The 20,166-nt window shown below is 69.4% G+C and carries 21 protein-coding genes; 9 read left to right on the top strand and 12 right to left on the bottom strand.

Annotated features, from left to right (window positions below; translation table 11 throughout):
* The 7 genes from ASE16_RS19845 to ASE16_RS18870 all read right to left on the bottom strand — a co-directional run.
* Positions 1 to 1,706 (bottom strand): hypothetical protein (locus ASE16_RS19845; RefSeq protein WP_414843040.1); only part of this gene is annotated, 1,706 nt, incomplete at its 3' end.
* A gap of 734 nt (positions 1,707 to 2,440) precedes the next feature.
* Positions 2,441 to 2,647 (bottom strand): hypothetical protein, encoded by a 207-nt coding sequence (locus ASE16_RS18895; protein WP_055898762.1) that lies wholly within the window; start codon positions 2,645 to 2,647, stop codon positions 2,441 to 2,443.
* 145 nt (positions 2,648 to 2,792) lie between these two features.
* The gene (locus ASE16_RS18890; RefSeq protein ID WP_082581586.1) at positions 2,793 to 4,121 is read right to left on the bottom strand and encodes an MFS transporter; all 1,329 of its coding nucleotides are present in this window, start codon (positions 4,119 to 4,121) and stop codon (positions 2,793 to 2,795) included.
* Positions 4,118 to 4,735: a winged helix-turn-helix domain-containing protein gene (locus ASE16_RS18885; protein ID WP_055898756.1), complete on the bottom strand. Its 618-nt coding sequence runs from the start codon at positions 4,733 to 4,735 to the stop codon at positions 4,118 to 4,120. The genes ASE16_RS18890 and ASE16_RS18885 overlap by 4 nt, the downstream gene beginning before the upstream one ends.
* 57 nt (positions 4,736 to 4,792) lie before the next feature.
* Positions 4,793 to 5,134, bottom strand: coding sequence for a hypothetical protein (locus ASE16_RS18880; RefSeq protein WP_055898752.1), 342 nt, complete (start codon positions 5,132 to 5,134; stop codon positions 4,793 to 4,795).
* The gene (locus ASE16_RS18875; RefSeq protein ID WP_055899114.1) at positions 5,131 to 5,724 is read right to left on the bottom strand and encodes a hypothetical protein; all 594 of its coding nucleotides are present in this window, start codon (positions 5,722 to 5,724) and stop codon (positions 5,131 to 5,133) included. The genes ASE16_RS18880 and ASE16_RS18875 overlap by 4 nt, the downstream gene beginning before the upstream one ends.
* Complete coding sequence (locus ASE16_RS18870; RefSeq protein ID WP_055898749.1) at positions 5,721 to 6,284, bottom strand: RNA polymerase sigma factor; 564 nt, start codon at positions 6,282 to 6,284, stop codon at positions 5,721 to 5,723. The genes ASE16_RS18875 and ASE16_RS18870 overlap by 4 nt, the downstream gene beginning before the upstream one ends.
* Positions 6,285 to 6,480: 196 nt before the next feature.
* Here ASE16_RS18870 and ASE16_RS18865 point away from each other — a divergent pair, with 196 nt between their 5' ends.
* The 6 genes from ASE16_RS18865 to ASE16_RS18840 are packed head-to-tail and all read left to right on the top strand — an operon-like array spanning position 6,481 to position 8,821.
* On the top strand, positions 6,481 to 6,897 hold the full coding sequence (locus tag ASE16_RS18865; protein WP_055898747.1) for an Asp23/Gls24 family envelope stress response protein: 417 nt from the start codon (positions 6,481 to 6,483) through the stop codon (positions 6,895 to 6,897).
* A complete protein-coding gene (locus tag ASE16_RS18860; RefSeq protein WP_055898743.1) occupies positions 6,894 to 7,085 on the top strand; it encodes a hypothetical protein in 192 nt (63 codons plus the stop codon). The genes ASE16_RS18865 and ASE16_RS18860 overlap by 4 nt, the downstream gene beginning before the upstream one ends.
* Positions 7,082 to 7,411 (top strand): hypothetical protein, encoded by a 330-nt coding sequence (locus tag ASE16_RS18855; RefSeq protein WP_055898741.1) that lies wholly within the window; start codon positions 7,082 to 7,084, stop codon positions 7,409 to 7,411. Before ASE16_RS18860 ends, ASE16_RS18855 begins: the two co-directional genes overlap by 4 nt.
* Positions 7,408 to 7,998 (top strand): DUF6286 domain-containing protein, encoded by a 591-nt coding sequence (locus ASE16_RS18850; protein ID WP_055898738.1) that lies wholly within the window; start codon positions 7,408 to 7,410, stop codon positions 7,996 to 7,998. Before ASE16_RS18855 ends, ASE16_RS18850 begins: the two co-directional genes overlap by 4 nt.
* Positions 7,995 to 8,624: a hypothetical protein gene (locus ASE16_RS18845; RefSeq protein WP_055898735.1), complete on the top strand. Its 630-nt coding sequence runs from the start codon at positions 7,995 to 7,997 to the stop codon at positions 8,622 to 8,624. The genes ASE16_RS18850 and ASE16_RS18845 overlap by 4 nt, the downstream gene beginning before the upstream one ends.
* 23 nt (positions 8,625 to 8,647) lie before the next feature.
* Positions 8,648 to 8,821 (top strand): CsbD family protein, encoded by a 174-nt coding sequence (locus ASE16_RS18840; protein WP_055898732.1) that lies wholly within the window; start codon positions 8,648 to 8,650, stop codon positions 8,819 to 8,821.
* 67 nt (positions 8,822 to 8,888) lie between these two features.
* On the opposite strand, the gene ASE16_RS18835 is transcribed toward ASE16_RS18840, so the two are convergent.
* Entirely contained in the window at positions 8,889 to 10,712 is a 1,824-nt protein-coding gene (locus ASE16_RS18835) for a glycoside hydrolase family 3 protein (protein ID WP_055898729.1), read from the bottom strand.
* Between the two features lie 2 nt (positions 10,713 to 10,714).
* The gene (locus tag ASE16_RS18830; RefSeq protein WP_055898726.1) at positions 10,715 to 12,028 is read right to left on the bottom strand and encodes an MFS transporter; all 1,314 of its coding nucleotides are present in this window, start codon (positions 12,026 to 12,028) and stop codon (positions 10,715 to 10,717) included.
* Between the two features lie 141 nt (positions 12,029 to 12,169).
* Between ASE16_RS18830 and ASE16_RS19535 the strand changes: the two genes are divergently transcribed.
* Both ASE16_RS19535 and ASE16_RS18820 read left to right on the top strand, forming a co-directional pair.
* Positions 12,170 to 13,417, top strand: a complete 1,248-nt coding sequence (locus ASE16_RS19535) for a TetR/AcrR family transcriptional regulator (protein ID WP_082581585.1) — start codon at positions 12,170 to 12,172, stop codon at positions 13,415 to 13,417.
* 59 nt (positions 13,418 to 13,476) lie between these two features.
* A complete protein-coding gene (locus ASE16_RS18820; protein ID WP_055898724.1) occupies positions 13,477 to 13,959 on the top strand; it encodes a hypothetical protein in 483 nt (160 codons plus the stop codon).
* 18 nt (positions 13,960 to 13,977) lie between these two features.
* Here ASE16_RS18820 and aceB read toward each other — a convergent pair whose 3' ends face one another.
* Together aceB and aceA are read right to left on the bottom strand one after the other, a co-directional pair.
* Positions 13,978 to 15,621, bottom strand: a complete 1,644-nt coding sequence (gene aceB / locus ASE16_RS18815) for a malate synthase A (protein WP_055898721.1) — start codon at positions 15,619 to 15,621, stop codon at positions 13,978 to 13,980.
* Between the two features lie 10 nt (positions 15,622 to 15,631).
* Positions 15,632 to 16,954: an isocitrate lyase gene (aceA, locus tag ASE16_RS18810; RefSeq protein ID WP_055899107.1), complete on the bottom strand. Its 1,323-nt coding sequence runs from the start codon at positions 16,952 to 16,954 to the stop codon at positions 15,632 to 15,634.
* A gap of 146 nt (positions 16,955 to 17,100) precedes the next feature.
* Here aceA and ASE16_RS18805 point away from each other — a divergent pair, with 146 nt between their 5' ends.
* Positions 17,101 to 18,573, top strand: a complete 1,473-nt coding sequence (locus tag ASE16_RS18805; RefSeq protein WP_055898718.1) for a helix-turn-helix transcriptional regulator — start codon at positions 17,101 to 17,103, stop codon at positions 18,571 to 18,573.
* A gap of 4 nt (positions 18,574 to 18,577) precedes the next feature.
* Here ASE16_RS18805 and ASE16_RS18800 read toward each other — a convergent pair whose 3' ends face one another.
* Complete coding sequence (locus ASE16_RS18800; protein ID WP_055898715.1) at positions 18,578 to 20,101, bottom strand: glycoside hydrolase family 3 protein; 1,524 nt, start codon at positions 20,099 to 20,101, stop codon at positions 18,578 to 18,580.
* Positions 20,102 to 20,166 lie beyond the last annotated feature (65 nt).

Here is a 20,166-nt window from a genome sequence, read left to right as displayed (position 1 = left end):
GCAGCAGCCGACGCCTGGGTGGTCGCATCCGCGTTCGCSGCMGCCTGAGCAGCCGGGTTCCCGTTCGCATCCGCCGCAGCCGACGCCGCCGCATTCGCRTTCGTCGCAGCCGACGCATTCACCGACGCATCCGTGGACGCATCAGCGATCGCGGCCGCCTGCGCAGCCGACGCGGCCGCCTGCGCAGCCGACGACGCATCACCATTCACCGCAGCCGAAGCCGAAGCCTGCGCAGCAGACGAGTTRTCCGCATYCGMCGCAGCCTGAGCAGCAGCCTGAGCAGCAGCGTTCGCATCCGTGTCCGCCGTCGCAGACGCATCCGTGGACGCRTCMGCCGTCGCCGCCGCCTGAGCAGCAGCCGCGCTCGTCACATCAGCCGCAGCCGACGCCTGGGTGGWCGCATCCGCGTTCGCGGCAGCCTGAGCAGCCGGGTTCCCGTTCGCATCCGCCGCAGCCGACGCCGCCGCATTCACATTCGACTCTTCAACCGCCGTCACCACTTCGCTCGTGTTGTTCGTGGGGCTCAGGTCAATATCAACACCAGCGATCGTCGCCTGGTTCGCGATCGACGTGCCAGCCGAGAGCGGTGCATTACCGGTCAGCTGAATGATCACGAAAGTGTTCCCGTTTCCGAAAGCGCCGGGAACTTCCTGATTAGGGTCCCCACCCGTCAGCTGCGAAACCAGAGCATTCGGTGAGTCCTGGACGGACCATCCAGCCGGCGCTACTGAACAGATCAGATCATGTCCATCCAGCTCACAGAAAGGGCTTGGAGTGACAATCTGGGCGTTCGTCACCTCGGCTGGGACGGCGTCTTTCACAATGAACCCGTGCGAGATCGCCGACGTGTCGGCGTTTGAGACCTCAATCGACCAGTCGACCTGGCCACCGGGCTGAACAATCATCGGACCGGACTTCTCAATCGAAAGGTCCGCGACCGGCGCAATCACACTGAGCGGGAATCCCACCTGCCCACCTGGAATGTACCCTGCCGGCGGCGGTACCGGCGGTACCCCACCGGATGCGTCCGAGGACCCATCCGCGGTAGCAGCGGCCGAAGCAGCAGCAGTCGCGTCACCGTTCGCAGCAGCCGAAGCAGCACCCTGCGTGTTCGACGTGTTGTCCCCGTTGCCAGCGGCACCGGCAGCAGCCTGAGCAGCAGCATTCGCATCCGACGACACATCAGCTGACGCATCTGTGGACGCATCCGCGTTCGCGGCGGCCTGTGAAGCAGCAGCACTCGTCACATCCGCCGCAGCCGACGCCTGGGTGGACGCATCCGCGTTCCCTGCCGCAACAGCAGCCGGGTTCCCGTTCGCATCCGCCGCAGCCGACGCAGCAGCATTCGCATTCTCTCCAGGATCGGGTGGAACATCAATAGGGAGGCGGAGAACCGTGTCCCTGTCGTTGTACAACATCGTGGAACGGAACGAACTCTTGAAGTCGATGCTCGAGATTACTCCCCGGATCTGAATGTAGGAGTTCCCCGCAATCGTCGCAGAGTCGATGTTCGCTACGTCACAACGTTTCTCCTGCGTCATGTCGGCCAGCGACACGGGCGGCGCATCGAGGGTCAGCGTTGTGGGATCCCACGTGGACGATTGTCCAAGAGTATTGATCTCGACCTGACCACTAACCGGTGATTGTCCATTCACCTGTGTGATCGAAGCATTCGCCTGGTTGACGACGCAGTAGTGGTCGTCCACTAGCCCAGTTTCAGGGTCGATGCCCGCCGGAGCAGTAAGCGAGCCTCCTCCGCCGTTCATCCTGATGACCGGATTCACCAATGGCTGCGAGAACGTCAGCCGCGACGTAGCAGATCCGCAAGTGAGCGCGTCCCCAGGATTGACGATGCTTCCGCAGTTCGGGTCGAACGCTCTTACCGTGGGCGCGAGCCTCGTGATGGTCGGATCTCCGCTGGGAGTCGAGAAGCCATCGGTCGACGAGTAAACGGCCTGTGCACCGCTGCCCGCGAAAGTGCCCGGGAGGTCAAGCACGACGGATGAGCTTGCCGCGTCTGCAGTCCAACCACTAAGCACCTGGTATCCGTCGGGAGTGTCAACGGCATAGGCGGCGGGCGACGTGGTGACCACCACACCTATCGCGATTACAGCCGCCGCAGTTCCGGCGCCCGCAACGCGGGTTCGGCGCCGCGGGCGCCGATCTGGTGGAGCCATTGCGCTCGTAGCCTGCCTTCGTAAAATATTGATCATTTGTAGACACTCCCGTGAGGTTCATGAAAGGCTGCAAAGCACCTTCAGGTACTCCGACTCGGAATCGTGGACGCCATAACGCTCATTCCTGAAGGTTGCTAAATGGGCGCGCCGGATTCGGCATCACTTTCCAAGTGGATGCACAGCCCCAACCGTCGATCTAGGGACGAGCGCGAATGCGGTGGCCATTGTTCCCACCGTTGAGTCAACCGAACGGCGGAGCTCGTCTATCCGACCAGACCGATGGGGTTGTAGATCAGCGCCCCCTGGTGCACGCGGGGATGCTCGTCGCCCGCTCGGGACGGGACGTTCGTCGTCGCCACGAGCGATCTGGACCGGCGCTCGCTCGCCGGCCTCGAGCTCGGCCTGGTCGTGCGGTCGATGCCAGGGCTGCCGCTGCTGCGGATCGGCGCGGCGCGGCTCGGCGCCGCCATCCTGAACGTGATGCTCCCAGCCCTGGTCAAACGCGACTTGCCGACGTCTGTTCGCCGTGTTCGGCTGCCTCGCCGGCCGGGCACGGGTGATCGCCAACTGAACTCTCGCCCGCTCGCGCGGAGCGCCCGCGGTTTCGCGATACGGCTACGAACTTGCGAGTGCCGGCGGCGGTGTCCTGTCGAGACCGCGCCAGGCGGGGAAGACGAACGGTGCGAGGGTCATCAGGAGCATCGCCGCGCCGGTCAGCAGCAGGGCGGCGGCGAGGCCGACGGCTGCGGCAAGCGCTCCGCCGAGCAGCGAGCCGAACGGGATGCCGACCCAAGCGCTCGCCTTGACAGCACCGAGGACGCGGGCGTGCATCCTCGGCGGAATGCGTTCGAACTGCACAGCGCCCACGATCGGGTTCAGGACGCCGCCGAGCGCGCCGCACACCACCGCCACGGCCAGGACAGCGGGGACGGACGACCAGGCGGCGAGCGCGAAGAACGGTGGAGCGCCGGACAGGACGGTGCAGCTCGCGTATGTGGCCCAGCGCGGCAGCCGGGGTCCGAGCCACGCTCCGAGCATCACGCCGATCAGGGCGCCCAGCCCGAGCGCGCCGCCGATCAGCCCGAACGCCGCCGAGCCGTGGCCGCGGTCGCTGGCCCAGACCGGCAGGAGCACCGAGGTGAGCGCCTCATCCAGCAGGTTGGTGACTGCGACCATCGCGACGATCCCCAGCAGCAGCCGGTCGGTGCGGAGGAACCGCATCCCCTCGGCGAGTTGGTGCGCGTAGGTGCGCAACCCGAGCGAACCGGTCGCCTCTCCCGGCTGCCCTGCGACCGCAGGGACCACACAGGCGACGATGACGACGGCGACGCAGAACGCCAGCGCATCGACGACGAGCACGCCGCCGGCTCCGACGAGGGCGACGAGCGCACCGCCGAGCGGCATACCGACCAGGAGCGCACCGCGGTTACCTGCCGCGTACACGCCCGTCGCGCGTTCGATCGGCATCCGCGCCGCCTCGGCGACGACAGGGACGAGCGGGGCGGTCGCAGCATCCGCAAGGCCCCGCGCCGCCCCCGACACCGCGACCAGGACCGCGAGGGGCCAGAACCCGGCCGAGGCACTGGCGGAGGCACCGGCGTGCGGACCGGCGGCGTGGAACGCGACGACGGCTGCCGCGACCCCGATCGCGACCGCGGCGATCGTGTTGCCCACCAGCATGGAGCGGCGCAGACCGGCACGGTCGACGAGCGGACCGGCGGTCGCCTGGAGGAGCACGTACGGCGCCAGCTGCGCGAACCCGACGACCCCCGTCAGGACGGCGCTGCCCGTCAGCTCCAGCACCAGCCAGGGAACGGCCACCGCGGCCATCGCGGTGCCCAGCCCCGAGGCGAAGCAGGCGCCGACCAGTCCGTGCAGCGCGAGCGTCCGCCGACGCTGCGGCCTGTCCGCCCCGTCGTCCCGCCCAGCGCCGGAGGGCATCATTCCGGCCGCTGGCTCTCAGGCACGAGCTGGAACGCGACATGAGCGCGCACGGTGCCAGGCGCATCCGGGGTGGCGGGATCGCGGCGGTAGCGCACGAGCAGCTCCTGCACCTCACTGCGCAGCGCACGCGCCTCGTCCGGCGTGAGCCGGAGCGGCAGGTCGGTCACCGTCCAGGGCGACTCGGCGAGCTCATCGACCTGACCGGCCACCGAGTCGATGAAGGCGATGGTGCGGCGGTGCGACTGCTCGGCGACCAGGCGGAGGAACTGCGCGGCCTGCTCGGTCGCGCCGGCCGTGTCGTGGCCGTCCGCGTCCTCCGGCATCCGGAAGGTGAACGACGTCGACCGTTTCGCCGCCTTCCACCACCGGTCTCTGCCCGTGCCCCGCTCGCTGTCCTCGACGATGAACCCGTGCGAGGCGAGCACCCGCAGGTGGTAGCTGAGCACCCCGGTGGACAACCCCAGCCGCTCCCCCAACCCGGTGGCGGTCGCCGGGCCGTCCGCCTGCAGCAGGTCGAGCAGCTGCAACCGGATGGGGTTTGCGAGGCCGCGCAGCGCGTTCGGCGTGAGGACGTCGTCACTGGCGGGTTCGATCCAGCCGGGGAGGGTGCTCATGCGAGAGAGTCTAATCGCAGAATTGATTCTGCAGAATAAATTCTGCGATTAGTTCGGTCACGCCCCGATCGTCGCCGCCGTGACGTCGATGACCGCGCCGGCGCGCCCGGACGACGCCGCCCACGCGCTCGCGACGTCGTAGACGCGGCGGCACACCTCCGCGGCAGGCTCCATACCGTCCACTCCGATCCGGATGCGGATGCGGTCCCCCGCAACCAGCACGTCCTCCTGCTGCACCGCTCCCGTCGTGAGAGCAGACCCGATCGCGGTGGCCACCTGGCCGAGCGGGCTGGCGGCCGGGTAGAGCGTGTCGACGCCGGGGACGGCGAGGATGCTGGAGGCCAGAGCGGCCGTCGACCCCTCGACGGAGGCGTCGTCCGCCGCGCGCGTCTCGCTCATCGTCCGTCCTTTCCCGTCCGCGACTCGCGCACGTCGGTGACGACCACATCCACGGAGGCGATGGTCAGCTCGGCATGCCTGCCGAGCTCGCCGATGACGGCCGCGCGCACCTCGTCGGCTGCGTTCGCCATGGATGCGCCGTAGCGCACCGAGATCTCCAGGTGGACCGCGATCGGCGCCCCAGGCGTCTCCACGTCGCCGTCCAGCCTGCACCGTCCGACGAGCACTCCGTCGATGCCGTCGCCGACGCTGCGGACGAGGGCGCGCACGGCGCCCTCGGTCAGGGCCAGATCGGCGGCGGGATCCGGATGGACGATGGGGATGCGGCGACCGGACTGCACATCCAGCCGGATGCCCGTGAGGATGCGGCCGACCCAGTCGTCGTCCGCCGGAGCTGCCGCGGCCTCCTCGTCGAGGAGGTCTCTCGTGACTCGGCCGAGACGTTCCAGCGCCGTCAGCGCCGCACGGCACTCGGGAGAATCGTCGATCGCGGGATCGGCCGGCGTGCGACCTGCCGCCAGGTAGTCGCTCAGCTCGTCGAGAGTGTGCCCGTCGATCAGCTCGTCGGCGGGGAGCAGCGGATCGGTCATCGCCATTCCTCCATTTCGTCGAGCAGCTTCCTGCGGCCACGGGCCAGCTGTCCGCGCACGGTCGACACGGGGACGTCGAGCTCACGCGCTATGTCGTCGTAACTGTACTGTCCGACCTCGCGCAGCACCCAGCATCTCTTCTGCAACGGCGGCAACCGGTCCAGCGCCCGGCCGAGGGCTTCGGTAGCGGTGCGCGCCTCCGCGACCCTGCTCGGCTCCTCGCGGTCAGGTGTCGGCGCATCCAGCTCGGTCACATCGTCGTGCTCGTGGCGCGCGCGGATCCTGTCGATGCACCGTCTGCTCAGGATGCGCATCAGCCAGCTCCGGACGGCAGCGCCCTCCTGCAGTTCACCCAGCCGACGCCAGGCCGTGACGAACGTCTCCTGCACCACATCGTCCGACTCGTACGTCGAGCCGAGCATCCTGGCCGCGTACGCGCGCATCAGCGGGCCGTGGCGGCGCACCAGCACCTCGAACGCGACCGTGTCGCCGTCCGCGGCGCGGCCGGCGAGGGTGTCGTCGGCCGCGTCCCACAGATCGGACACGGTTGTCCTCGGCACGGCGCCCCCTCGCTTCGACGGCCGCTCTTGAACGGCCGCACGCATCATGTTAGACAGGCGAACAGTACGCCAGGAAAGATTTTCGGAGTTTTCTGTACCGAAAGCGTGACGAACGGGCGCGGCCTCCCGTCCCAGGAGCACGAGTCACAGCAGTGACCGCAGCGGGAGATCCCCGCAGCAGACGGAAGGACCACGCATGGCGAACACAACGACCACCGCCGTATCGAACATCGGAGCGGCGCAGGGCAAGACCGTCATCAACGACGCGGTCGTGGCGAAGGTCGCGGGCATCGCTGCTCGTGAGGTGCCGGGGGTGTACGCCCTCGGCGGTGGAGCGGCCCGCGCACTCGGAGCACTTCGCGACGCGATGAACAACACCGACCTCGGCCAGGGCATCAGTGTCGAGGTGGGCGAGACGCAGGTCGCCGCCGACGTGACCATCGTCGCCGAGTACCCGGTGTCGCTGCAGAAGGTCGCGGCCGACGTGCGCGCGGCGATCACGCAGGCGATCGAGCAGATCGTCGGACTCCAGGTGACGGAGGTCAACGTGACCATCAACGACGTGCACGTGCCGTCCGACGAAGACGACGAGCAGGAGGCGCGAGTCCAGTGACCTCCGCCAAGTTCGGCGTCCTGGTCGGCGGTGCTCTCGCCGTCGTCTGGGCCGCCTTCGGCTTCTGGGTATTCGTCGGGGTGGCAGCAGCCATGCTCGTCGGGTACTTCGTCGCGCGGCTGGTCAGCGGCGACATCGACGTGGCACGTCTGACCGACGCGCTGCGCGGCCGCCGCTCCTCCTCATGACCGCGGGGCGCGACCGCATCGCGCCACGCGCGCTGGAACGCCTCGCCAGGGCCGTCGCCGCAGAGGCGCTCGGCGTGCGGATCGCCGACACGGCGGCGCGCGTCGTCGACTCCGCCGGCGCCATCGCCGTGCGCATCCAGTCACCCGTGGCGATGCCGCCGTTGCGCGACGGCACAGGCATCGGGGCGGGCACCGGCCTGACCGTCCGCCTCGCGGACGCCGCAGCCGACACCCGCGCACGGTTGGCGGAACTCACCGGCCTGGAGGTCACACGCGTCGACGTCCGTGCCACCGGCGCCGTCATCACGGAGAGGAGAGTGCGATGAGCGCAGCAGGTTCGGTCGGTGCCGTGGATGCGCGGATCGTGCGCCGCGAGACCCACTCGCCGCGGTCGACGGCCGCCGTGATCACTGCGGTGGTCCTGGTTGTGGTGATCGCCTGGGTCGCGACGGAGTCCGTGCTGTTCCTCCTCGGACTGCGACCGCTGCTCGTCTCACCCAGAACGATGCTCACGGCGGTGACCGCGCTGCCGGACGCCCCGGTGGCGCTGCAGCTCGGCATCGCCGCGCTCGCCGCGCTGATCGGCGTCCTCCTGGTCTGCCTCGCGATACTCCCCGGCCGTCGGGCACGACGACGGCTCGCGGCGGACAACGCCATCGTGGTGGCCGATGACGACATGGTCGCGTCGGCACTCGCCCGCGTCGCGGCACGCACGGCCGGGGTGGCCGCCGACGCGGTGTCCGTGTCCCTCGGACGGCGTGCGGCCACGGTCCGAATCGTCCCCGTCTCCGGGAGCCGCGTCGACCGCGAGGCGGTGCGCAGCGCCGTCGTGGACGCTTTCGGACTCGCTGGTCCTGCACACCCGATCCGCGTCGCTGTGCTCGTCTCGCCGGAAGGAAGGGTCGGATCGTGAACAACACCAACCGCGCTCTCAATCGCACAGTCCTCGCGATCGCCGGGCTGGTCTCGCTCGCGATCGGCGCATCCATCGTCTGGATGCTCGTCGATCCGAACGCGCGCACGATCTGGCGAAGCACGGGCGGCACGGTGACCTCGTGGGCCGACGACGTGTTCGGCCGGCCGCTGTGGGCGGGCACGACGCTCAGCCTCGCCGCCGTGATCGCGCTCGTCGTCGCTCTCGTGCTCGTGGTCCTCCTGATCGCGTTCGCGTCTCGGCAGGGCGGAGGGTCGACAGGCACGGTGCTGCGTGCGCGCAGCGACGACGGCGAGATCTCGATCGACACCGCCATCCCGTCCGCTCTGCTCGCGGAGCGTCTCGCCGATGTGCCAGGGGTGGCGACCCTGACGGTCAGCGCATACCGGGTGCGTCGACAGTCGACCCTGAAACTCACCGTCAATTGCCGCAGGGGTGCAGCCCCGCGCACCGTCGTCGATGCCATCGACGACGCCGTCGTCCGGCTCGAGGGCGCGCTGGGCGCCCGTCCGATCGTCTACGCCCAGCTCACCGGAGGATTCCGCTCGCGGATCCATTCGCCCATCAGAGTCGACACGAGCACGACGACCGCCCGGTCGTCGTGACCATCACACAGAGGAGGAACAGCATGAGTGCAGCAGACAAGATCAAGAACACCGCTCAGGACCTGAAGGGCAAGGCGGAGGAAGCGATCGGCAAACTGACCGACGACGACAGCAAGGTCGCGGAGGGCAAGGCCGACCAGGCGGCGGCGAAGGCGAAGAACACCGTCGAAGACGTGAAGGACACCTTCCGCAAGTAGCACAGGACGCACCAGCGGCGACGACTCTTCCGAGCCGTCGCCGCTGGTGCGTTTCCGTGGTGTCGCGTCAGTACGACAGTCCGTGCCCGAAGCGGAACAGCGGGTCCTTCGTGTCGAAGGGGACGTCCTCGCGGCTGGCCTCGACGGCGGCCATGCTCGACGGAAGGTCGAACGGCAGCTTGCCGAGCGGCTGTGCGGCACCGGTGAGCACGTCGAGGAGTGCCCTCGCGTTCGCGCCGTAGTCGGCGACGATCGCGGCGGGAGCGTCGACGATCGGCGTGAGGATCGCCGGGCGGTCGAGGTGGACGGCGACGATGGTCGGCACGGTCGCCGCGATCTCGCGGAGGTGGCTGACGGCCTCTTCCGTGAAGTCGAGCGAGCCCTGGTGGAAGAAGTTCTCGAACGTCGTCGCCCTGACCTCGAACGGGGCATGCGTCCTGACGATGGCGATGTCCGCATCCACCGGGGAGGCGACGACGGTGCCGTACTCGGCGGCGACGGCATGGTCGATCCCCTCGACATAGAGCCGCAGGCCGGTCGCGAGCGGCAGGACAGGCGCTCCGGACTCCCCCGCCGTGTTCGTCAGCACGGTGATCGAGGAGCGCTGCGCCGCCTCGCCCGCCGCGCGGAACTCCTCGGAGCCCACCAGCGCGGCGGCCTTCTTCGCGTCGACCAGGGGCCGGTCGAACAGGCCGAGCCGGAACTTCTCGCGCAGCAGGCGACGCGCCGAGACATCGAGTCGCTGCTCACTCACCTCGCCGCTGCGCACCAGGTCGAGGAGGAGCTCCGGGATGGCCTCCCCGCCGAACTGGTCGGCACCGGCGTCCAGGATCTTCCGCATCCGCTCGCGCGGCGAGAGGTGCTCGACGCCCCAGGCGCGGGCGGGGAACGGCTGCCCCATGATTTCGGAGTCCGAGATCAGACCCCAGTCGGTGCAGACGATGCCGTCGAAGCCGTAGCGCTCGCGCAGCAGACCGGTGATCACGGACTTGTTGAAGCCGAAGCCGACCTCCTCGTGCTCGGTGCCGACGGGCATCCCGTAATACGGCATGATCTGGCTGGTGCCGGCCTCGAACGCCGCCTCGAACGGCTTGAGGTGCAGCTCGAACTGGCCGCCGGGGTAGACCTGCTCGCGACCGTACGCGAAGTGGGCGTCCTCGCCGTCCAGCTGCGGGCCGCCGCCAGGGAAGTGCTTGGTCATCGTCGCGACGGAGTCCGGTCCGAGCTCAGCGCCCTGGAAGCCGCGGATGTATGCGGCCCCCAGTCGCGAGGTGAGGTCGGCGTCCTCGCCGAACGTCGCGACCTGCCTGCCCCAGCGCGGCTCCGTCGCGAGGTCGATCTGCGGGTGCAGAGCCACACGAATGCCGACAGCGGCATATTCCTGGCGCGCGATGTCGCCGAACCGCTCCACGAGCGCTTCGTCCCTGATGGCCGCGAGACCGATCGTCTCCGGCCAGCTCGAGAACGGACCGGCCATCATCCCCGCGAGAGGGTTGTCGCTGAACGAGTGCCGCGGGTCGCTGGAGATGGTCACAGGGATGCCGAGGCGGGTTCCCGCGGCGAGCTCCTGCAGCCTGTTGTGCCACTCGGCCATCAACTCGGCGGTCGGCGCCGAGCCGAGCACATTGAAGTGCGTCATGCCCTTCCCGATGACGTACTCCTCGTTGGACGGCAGCCCGAACACCGGGTCGGCCGGCGCGAGCTCGCCGTCCTGACTCATGGTGATCATGGTCTGGAAGAACAGACCGGCCTTCTCCTCCAGGGTCATCTGGCCCAGCAGGTTCTCGACGCGCTCATCGATGGGGAGCGATGCGTCGCGATAGGTCGGGTCGACGCCGGCTGCGGTGTCGGTGCCTTCCGCGGTGTCGGTGCTGTGTGCGGTGTCGGTCATTGTTACTTGATTCCCTTGATCTTGTAGACGAGCACGGCACCCGACAGCGCGACGAGCGCACCGAAGAGGTACCAGAGGGTGTATCCGCCGAGCGCGGTGGTCGCGCCGAACGCGATCACGGCGGGGGCGATCGCCGGGGCGACCGACTGCGGAAGGGCGTTGGCGATGTTCAGCACCCCGAGGTCCTTGGCGGTGTCGGCCGGGTTGGGCAGCACCTGGGTGGCCAGAGCGGTGTCGACCGAGAGGAACGAGCCGGCGCCGAAGCCGATGATCGCCTGCGCGACCACCACGATCCCGATGCTCGGAGCGAAGGCGAGCACGACCAGGCCGACCACCATGATCAGGCCGGCAGCGGTCACGAACGGGCGGCGCTTGCCCACCCTGTCGGAGAGGATGCCGCCGAGCGGACCGGAGACGGCCATGGCGAGCATCGAGGCGAGGTTGGCCAGGAGGATGGTTCCGATGGCGTCCGCCTCGCTCAGGTGGAACTTCTCCGTGAGGTAGAACGGCAGGAAGGTCGCGATGCCGGCGTAGCCGAAGAAGATGAGGAACTTGGTGAGCCAGGTCCAGCCGAAGTCCTTGTGCTTCACCGGGTTGAAGACGAACGAGCCGAAGAAGTCCTTGACGCCGTAGCGCTCCGCCGGCTTCTGGGCGAGCACGCGGTCCTTCAGGGTGAAGACGAACACCAGCACCAGCACCACAGCGATCACCGCGGGCACCACGAACCGGCTGACGTCGTCCGCCAGGAAGTTCACCAGGAAGCTTCCGCCGAGGATCCCGAGCGGTGTCGTCAGCCCGACGATGCCGGAGACCTTGCCACGACCGTTGACAGGGACCTGGTCGGGGACGGTCGCAGTGGAGGCGGCGAGCACGCCGTTCAGCGACGCTTGAACGATGCACCAGGCGATCAGCACGATCCAGGTGCTCGTTGCGACGCCGATGAGCACGAACGCGGCCAGTCCCACGAGCACGCCGCCGAGCATCCACGGGCGGCGCATCCCGAACCGGGAGGCGGTGCGATCGGACAGGCGGCCGACGAGCGGGTTGCAGACCAGGGCGAACAGGGCGCCGACGCCCATGATCATCCCCAGCTGGCTGGTCGCCTCTGCCGGAGAGGAGGTGATGTGCTCGACCTTGAAGGCGAGGGAGACCATCACGGGGGTGAGGAGGGCGAGGTAGAGGCCGAAGTTCGAGATGGCGAGTCCGGCGATGTACCCGCGGGGCGCCTTCGCGGCCGAGGGGAGAGCCGGATCGGCCAGGAGAGTTTCGGGAAGCGCACCCGGCTGCAGCTCTGCGGCCGTGGACGACTCTGTCATGGTGTTCCTTTCGGTGAACCTGAGCCTTCGTCGGCTCGCGGATGAGCATACATCAAATTAGACCGACTGGTAACTGAAACCTGTCCGCTTGGTAACCGGCGTGTGAGAGGATGGTCTCCGACCGGTCGAGGGGAGCACGGGATGGGCGAGGTCGCGACACAGGACGCCGCTGCGCCCGTCGCGCGTTCAGAGGCAGCGCAGCAGACGCGGGCGGCGATCCTGGATGCGGCGGCGGCCCTCTTCGTCGATCGCGGCTTCGGCGCCGTCTCCCTGCGCGACATCGCCACGGCCGCCGGGCTGTCGCATCCCGGCGTGCTGCGGCACTTCGCCTCGAAGGACGAGATCCTCGACGCGGTGGTCGACGATCTGGAGCGGCAGAACCGGGCGTGGGTCGAGGCGAACGGCGTCGGCCTCGACCTCTACACGGAACTCGCCGCGCACAACGCGGACATCCCCGGATACACCGCGCTCTTCACGACGCTCGCCGGAGAGGCGACGCGGTCGGGGCACCCGGCGCACCAGCGTTTCCGCGAACGCCACCGCGAGCTCCGCGCGCTCTCGACGGCACAGTTCCAGGCAGCGCTGGATGACGGCGTGCTCCCGGCAGGCACCGACGTGGCCGGCGAAGCGGTGCGGCTCGCTGCGGCGTGGGACGGCCTCCAGCTCGTCTCCCTCTATCTCCCCGAACGGGTGGATGTGCCCACGATGGTCGACGCCCACATCCGCCGGCTGAGGGGGATGGCCGCCATGGAACCTGCCGCAGGCGCCCGACCGCCTCGACCGGACGGCGAGAGCTGGGCGAACGACACCGGATACGCACCGGGCAGAGCGAGGCGCGCGCGGATCATCGCTGACGCATCAGCGCTGTTCGCCGCCAGAGGGTTCCACGCGACGAGCGTCCGGGAGATCGCGGAGCGGGCCGGCATCGGCAAGTCGACGCTGCTGCACCACTTCTCGACCAAGGAAGACCTGCTCACCGCGGTGATCGCCCATCGCGACTCGTCGCGCGACGAACAGCTCGGCCTGGATTTCGCAACGGCCGACGCGTACACGCTGCTCCTCGACCTCCCGGAGAAGGCACGCGACGACACCCGCCGCGAGCCGGGACTGATCGAGCTGTACTCCGTGCTCTCCGCGGAGGCGGCAGCGCCTGCCCACCCTGCGCACGCGTACTTCGGGCGGAGATTCGAGCTCGGCATCGCGCGCTTCGCGGAGCTGTTCGCACGCGCTGCCGACGACGGCCACCTGATGGAGGGACTGGACCCAGAGCGCGAGGCCGTCTGGCTCATCGCGCTGTGGGACGGCCTGCAACTGCAGTGGCTGTACGACCCGGAGAGCGTCGACATCGGCGATCAGCTCGCGGCGCACCTCGCCCAACGGCTCCGCTGATCGGAGCGCATCCCGACGCCCCCTGGCGCACCGTAGCCGTGCGCGTACGATGACCGGACATGAACGCAACCGGATGGATCATCCTGATCGTGGTCGTGGTGGTGGTGATCGCGATCGTCGTCGTGATCGCCATGACAGCGGGGCGCAGGCGCAAGCTCGACGCCGACCGGCACAAGGCGGAGGAGCTTCGCGTCGCAGCGCGCGACGACGACCTCGCCGCACGGGAACGTGAGGCGAAGGCCTCCCGCGCAGAGGCCGACGCCAAGGAAGCCGAGGTCGAGGCCGAGCGCAGGCGCAGGGAGGCAGAGGCCCACGCCTCCGAGGCCCGCGATGCCCGCGCATCGGTGGACGAGAAGCTGACCAGGGCCGACCAGGTCGACCCGGATGTGCGCACGGAGCGTGCGGCGCCCGCTGAGCGCACGGAGCAGGTGGCGGACGGCGAGCGCCGCGAACCCCGCCACAGCGAGCCGCGCATCGACGTCGGCGGGCCGGAGACCGCGAACGGCGGGACCGATGTCCCGCCGCCGCGTCCCGCGCGCTGACGCCCCAGCGCGGACGAGCTAGCCCGCCAGCTCCAGCGCATCCACCGTGTCGCCCGCCTCGACCAGGAACCTGGCGTACGCCGGGATCGTCAGGAACGTCGGGAACTCCTCCGCGAGGCAGACCTCGTGGAGGAGTTCCGCCGCGTCCGCGAAGCGGTCGGTGTCTCCTCCGGCGCCGGCCGAGCGCCGGCGCGTCTCCTCGTCGATGAGCACGGCGACGCGTTCGCGCGTGACCTCCGCGCCCTCCGAGGTGACCACGCGGTTGTCGATCCACTGGCGCAGCAGGGAGCGGGAGATCTCGGCGGTCGCCGCGTCCTCCATCAGCCCGTCGATGGCGACCGCTCCCGTGCCGCGCAGCCAGGCCTCGATGTAGCGGAGCGCGACGGAGACGTTCGAGCGCACGCCGGCGTCCGTGACCTCGCCAGCCGCGGAGGTGATGTCGAGCAGGTCGCGCTCCGTCACCTCGACGTCGCCGCGGAGTCTGCCGACCTGGTTCGGCCGGTCGCCGAGAACGGCGTCGAACTCGGCGAGCGCCGTCGGGATCAGGTCGGGATGCGCGACCCAGGTGCCGTCGAAGCCGTCGCCGGCCTCCCTGCGCTTGTCCTCCGCGACCTTCGCGAGTGCGTTCAGCGTCGCCTCAGGGTCGCGGCGATTCGGGATGAAGGCGCTCATCCCGCCGATGGCGTGCGCTCCGCGCTTGTGGCAGGTCGCGACCAGCAGCTCTGTGTATGCGCGCATGAACGGAACGGTCATCGTGATGCCGCTGCGGTCGCCGAACGCGAACCGCTTCCCTCTGCCCTCGAACGTCTTGATGATTGAGAAGATGTAGTCCCAGCGTCCTGCGTTGAGGCCAGCGCAGTGGTCCCGCAGCTCGTACAGGATCTCCTCCATCTCGAACGCGGCGGGGATGGTCTCGATCAGGACCGTGGCCCTGACCGTGCCGACGGGCATCCCGATGCGCTGCTGCGCGAACACGAAGATGTCGTTCCACAGCCGCGCCTCCAGGTGCGACTCCAGCTTGGGCAGGTAGAAGTACGGCCCGCGGCCCGACGCGACCAGTTCGGCGGCGTTGTGCCAGAAGTACAGCCCGAAGTCGACGAGGGATGCGCTGGCCGGGGCGGTGCGCCCCGACCGGTCGGTGAAGCTGAGGTGCTTCTCCACGAGATGCCAGCCGCGCGGCCGCATGACGACGGTGGGCGTGAACTCCTGCGGCGTGGTGACCCGGTAGTCCTTGCCGTCGGCGCTGGTGAACGAGAGCTCGCCGCGCACAGCGCGTTGCAGGGTGCGCTGGCCGCCGACGATGTTCTCCCAGGTGGGGCTCGTGGCGTCCTCCAGGTCGGCCAGCCACACCCGTGCCCCGGAGTTGAGGGCGTTGATCGCCATCTTCGGGTCGGTGGGTCCGGTGATCTCGACGCGGCGGTCGGTGAGGCCGGGGCCCGCTCCGGCGACGCGCCAGGTCGGGTCCTCGCGGACCGAGGCCGTGGTGCTCAGGAACTTCGGGTCGCGGCCGTTGCCGACCAGTGCCCTGCGCTGCTGCCGTTCGGCGAGGAGCTCCTGACGCCGCCCCGCGAACGCCTGGTGCAGGTGGTCGATGAAGGCGATCGCCTCCTGGGTGAGGATGTGGTCGGTGCCTGGAACGGCAGGACCGGTGATGTCGATCATGATTCTGTCCTTAGAACTGGTGCTGTTCGGTGGAACCGACCAGGGCGAGGGTGGCGCTGTCGGGGTTGAGCGCCGTCGCGATGCGGTCGAAGTATCCGGTGCCGACCTCCCGCTGGTGGCGGGTGGCGGTGTATCCGGCTGGCTCGGAGGCGAATTCGGCCTCCTGCAGGTCGACGTATGCGCTCATGTTGCGGGACGCGTAGTCCTTGGCGAGCGTGAACATCGAGTAGTTGAGGGCGTGGAAGCCCGCGAGGGTGATGAACTGGAAGGCGTAGCCGTACGATGCGAGCTCGCGCTGGAACCGGGCGATGGTGTCGTCGTCGAGGTGCTTGCGCCAGTTGAACGACGGCGAGCAGTTGTACGCCAGCTTCTTGCCGGGGAACTCCGCGTGCACGGCCTCGGCGAACCGGCGTGCGAGCTCCAGATCAGGCTCGGCCGACTCCACCCAGAGCAGGTCGGCGTACGGCGCGTACGCCAGGCCGCGGGCGATCACGGGTTCGATGCCGTTGGTCACCTCGTAGAAACCCTCGGCGGTGCGCGTTCCGGTGAGGAACGTCCGGTCGCGTTCGTCGTGGTCGCTGGTCAGCAGCGTGGCGGCGAGCGAATCGGTGCGGGCGATCACGATGGTCGGCACCCCGGCGACATCCGCGGCGAGGCGGGCGGCGTTGAGCGTCCGAATGTGCTGCCCGGTCGGGATGAGCACCTTGCCTCCCATGTGCCCGCACTTCTTCTCGCTGGCGAGCTGGTCCTCCCAATGCACGCCTGCTGCGCCCGCCTGGATCATCCCGTGCATCAGCTCGTAGGCGTTGAGCGGTCCGCCGAACCCGGCCTCCGCGTCGGCGACGATCGGCGCCATCCAGTCGGAGACGGTGCCGTCCGTCCCCTCGATCTGGCCGGCGCGGAGCAGCGCGTTGTTGATGCGGCGCACGACGGCGGGAACGGAGTTCGCCGGGTAGAGGCTCTGGTCCGGGTACGTCTGACCGGACAGGTTGGCGTCCGCCGCGACCTGCCAGCCGGACAGGTAGATGGCCTCCAGACCGGCGCGCACCTGCTGCACCGCCTGGTTGCCGGTCAGTGCGCCGAGGGCGGCGACCCACTGCGCATCCTGGCCTGTTCCGTCGCGCTGGATGAGTTCCCAGAGCCGTTCGGCGCCTCTGCGAGCGAGTGTCTGCTCCTCCCGGACGGGACCGCGGAGGGCCACGACGTCCTCGGCCGTGTAATCGCGGCGGATGCCGGACCAGCGCGGGTCCCCATCCCATTCCAGCCGGAGCTCGTCCGCGGTCTGGGTGGTGTCGCCCGGTCGCGCTGCGCCGGTGCTGTCGTGGATGCTCATCTGGACCTCCATCGGTCGTGGTCTGTGGTGCGTCGTTCGGTGGTGCGTTGTGTCGAGTGTGTGCCCGTCGCACAGCCCGCGAGCAGAATCGATGGACAGAAGTTCGGCCGTTCTTCTGTTTGCCAGAACTTCGGTGGAGTGTCAGCATGGCCTGCATGACCATCGCCGACGATGTGAACACCGACCAGGCGGGCGCGGATGCGCTCACGCTCGGTCGCCGGGTGCGGGCGTTCCGCATCCGGCAGGGGATGACGCTCGAAGCGCTCGCCGCGGCCATCGACCGCGCCCCGTCGCAGGTGTCGACCATCGAGAACGGCAACAGGGAACCCCGGCTGGCGCTGCTGCGAGCCATCGCCTCAGCGCTGGAGGTGAGCGTCGACGATCTCCTCGACCCTGAGCCGCCCGACGAGCGCTCCGCCCTGGAGATCGCGGTCGAGCGCGCACAACGCGGTTCGGTGTTCTCCGCGCTCGGAATCCAGCCGATGCGCGTGGGCAAGACGGTCCCGGATGCCACGCTGCAAGCGGTCCTCGCCCTCCACCAGGAGGTCGAGCGGTTGCACCGCGAGCGAGCGGCGACCCCGGAGGAGGCGCGCCGTGCGAACGCGGAGCTGCGCGCATCCATGCGGGCGAGAGACAACTACTTCGCCGACCTGGAGACCATCGCCGCCGACATGCTCTCCGTCGTCGGCCACTCGGGAGGACCGGTCTCGCACCAGACGGTCACGGAGATGGCCGACCACCTCGGCTTCTCCCTGCACTACGTCGGCGACCTGCCGCACTCCACGCGCTCCGTCACCGACAAGCGCAACGGCCGCATCTACCTGCCCACCGAGCAGTCGGCCTCCCGGGACTCCCGCTCGCCCATCCTGCAGGCCTTCGCCTCCCAGCTCCTGGAGCACGACGAGCCCGGAAACTACGCAGAATTTCTCCGGCAGCGCATCGAGACCAACTACCTCACGGCGGCGCTCCTGCTGCCCGAGCGGGATGCGGTCGCCTTCCTCACCGAGGCCAAGAACTTCCGGCGCATCTCGATGGAGGACCTACGGGACGCGTTCGCTGTCTCATACGAGACCGCCAGCCACCGCTTCACCAACCTCGCGACCGCCCGCCTCGGCATCCCCGTCCACTTCATGAAGGTGCACGAGTCCGGCACGATCATCAAGGCGTACGAGAACGACTCGGTGTCCTTCCCTTCCGACGCGCTCGGAGCGATCGAGGGCACCCCGGTCTGCCGCAGTTGGACGGCGCGCACGGTGTTCGACGTGCCGGACCGGTTCAGCCCGTACTACCAGTACACCGACACGCCGCGCGGAACATTCTGGTGCACCTCCCGGATCGAGAAGGCGAAGGAGGGCGACTACTCGGTGAGCGTCGGCGTCCCCTTCGAGCACGTGAAGTGGTTCCGCGGCCGCGACACGAGCCACCGTGCGGTGTCGCGCTGCCCGGAGGAGACCTGCTGCCGCCGCCCTCCGTCCGCACTGTCGGAGAAGTGGGAGGGGCAGTCCTGGCCGGCGGCGCGCACGCCGACCTCCCTGCTGGCGGCGCTGCCGACCGGGACGTTCCCCGGGGTGGATGCGAGCGAGGTGTACGACTTCCTGGAGCGGCACCAGCCGCGGTGAGTTCTCAGGGGCAGAGGACGCGGGCGACCGCGGCCGCGTTGATGCGCGCTGAGCCATACGCGTACACCGCATTCAGGCCAGGGGCGGCTGCCTCCGGCGGTGGCCAGCCCGCCACGATCACCACCGTATCGGGGCGCCGCGCGATCACGGCGTCCAGCACCGCGGCTTCGAGCGCGTTGCTCTGCACCTGATTGACGATGAGGACGGGCGCCGTCGCCGCGCCGAGGACTTCGGCGGCGCGGCGCGCAGCGTCCGCGGCGGAGCCGGCGTCGGTCAGCCAGACCCGCTCGACCTCGCGGTGCGCGCTCAGCGCTCTGGTGAAGTGGTCGGCCTGCGCGCCGACGGCGATGTTGCGCTTGGTGCGCGCATCCACCACCGTCAGCCGGCCAGGCCCGAGCCGGGGCGCGCCTGCGACGTCGAGCGCCGCGGACACGATCGCGTCGAGCTGCGGAACGGCGGGCAGGGCGTCCCGGTGCTGCTGCATCCGCACCCAGGCGGCCAGCTCCGCGATCCTGCGCGCGGCGTCCTCGACCCTGGCAACCGGGAGCTCGCCGGAGCGCAGTGCGGCGACCAGCGCATCCCTGACCTCGCGGTACTCCATCTCGTCCGTCGGCCCGTCCGGATGCGCGGGGTTCGATGCCGGGTTGCCGACGCAGAGCAGATCCACGCCCGCCAGCAGCGCGAGCACCGCTCCCCCGCCCATCCCGACCGTGTGCCTGATCGCCGCCATGTCGAGGGCGTCCGAGACGATCACGCCGTCGAAGCCGAGGGAGCGGAGCAGTCCGAGAGCGCGCGGGTTGAGCGTCGCAGGTTCGTCGCCCAGCTGCGGCACCCGCAGGTGCGCCGTCATCACGGCTTTCGTGCCCGCCGCCACTGCCTCGGCGAACGGGCGGAGGTGCACGTCGTGGAACTGCGCATCCGACGCGTTGCTCACGGCGAGCGCCAGGTGTGAGTCGGTGGAGGTGTCGCCATGGCCGGGGTAGTGCTTGACGCAGGCCGCGACGCCCGCCGACTGGAGTCCCCGCACCGCTGCGATGGTGTGCCGGGAGACGAGGTCGGGGTCGGCGCCGAACGACCGGACGCCGATGACGGGGTTGCGCGGGTCCACGTTGACATCGACCGTCGGGGCGAGATCCACGTCGATGCCCGCCGCGGCGACCAGGTCGCCTGTCCAGGCTGAGACCCGCTCGGTCAGCGCGATGTCGTCGACCCTGCCGAGGACCGCGTTCCCCGGCGTCGACGAGCCGTCGCGGGATTCGAGGCGCGTGACGATGCCGCCCTCCTCGTCCACGCCGATCAGCCCGGCAGGGTTGAGCTGGTGGATGCGCGCGGAGAGCGCCCTGGTCTCCTCCGAACCTCCGATGTTCTGCTCGAAGTAGACCAGCCCTGCGAGGCCGTCCCGCAGGGCGTCCTCCGCCCAGGCCGGCAGTGTCCTCCCGCGGAATCCCGGCCAGATCACACTGTTGGCGAGACGCCGCAGCGCGCTGTCGTCGCCGATGTCCGGATGCTGCGTTGCTGGCTCCTGCATGTCGATGTTCCGTTCTGCGTCGAGGAATGAAGAGGGAAGGGTTTCCCGCCCCGTGCGATCGCGCC

It is taken from the genome of Leifsonia sp. Root227 (assembly GCF_001428745.1).
In the GTDB taxonomy this organism is placed as follows: domain Bacteria; phylum Actinomycetota; class Actinomycetes; order Actinomycetales; family Microbacteriaceae; genus Leifsonia.
This window is presented reverse-complemented; position numbering and strand designations above follow the sequence as displayed.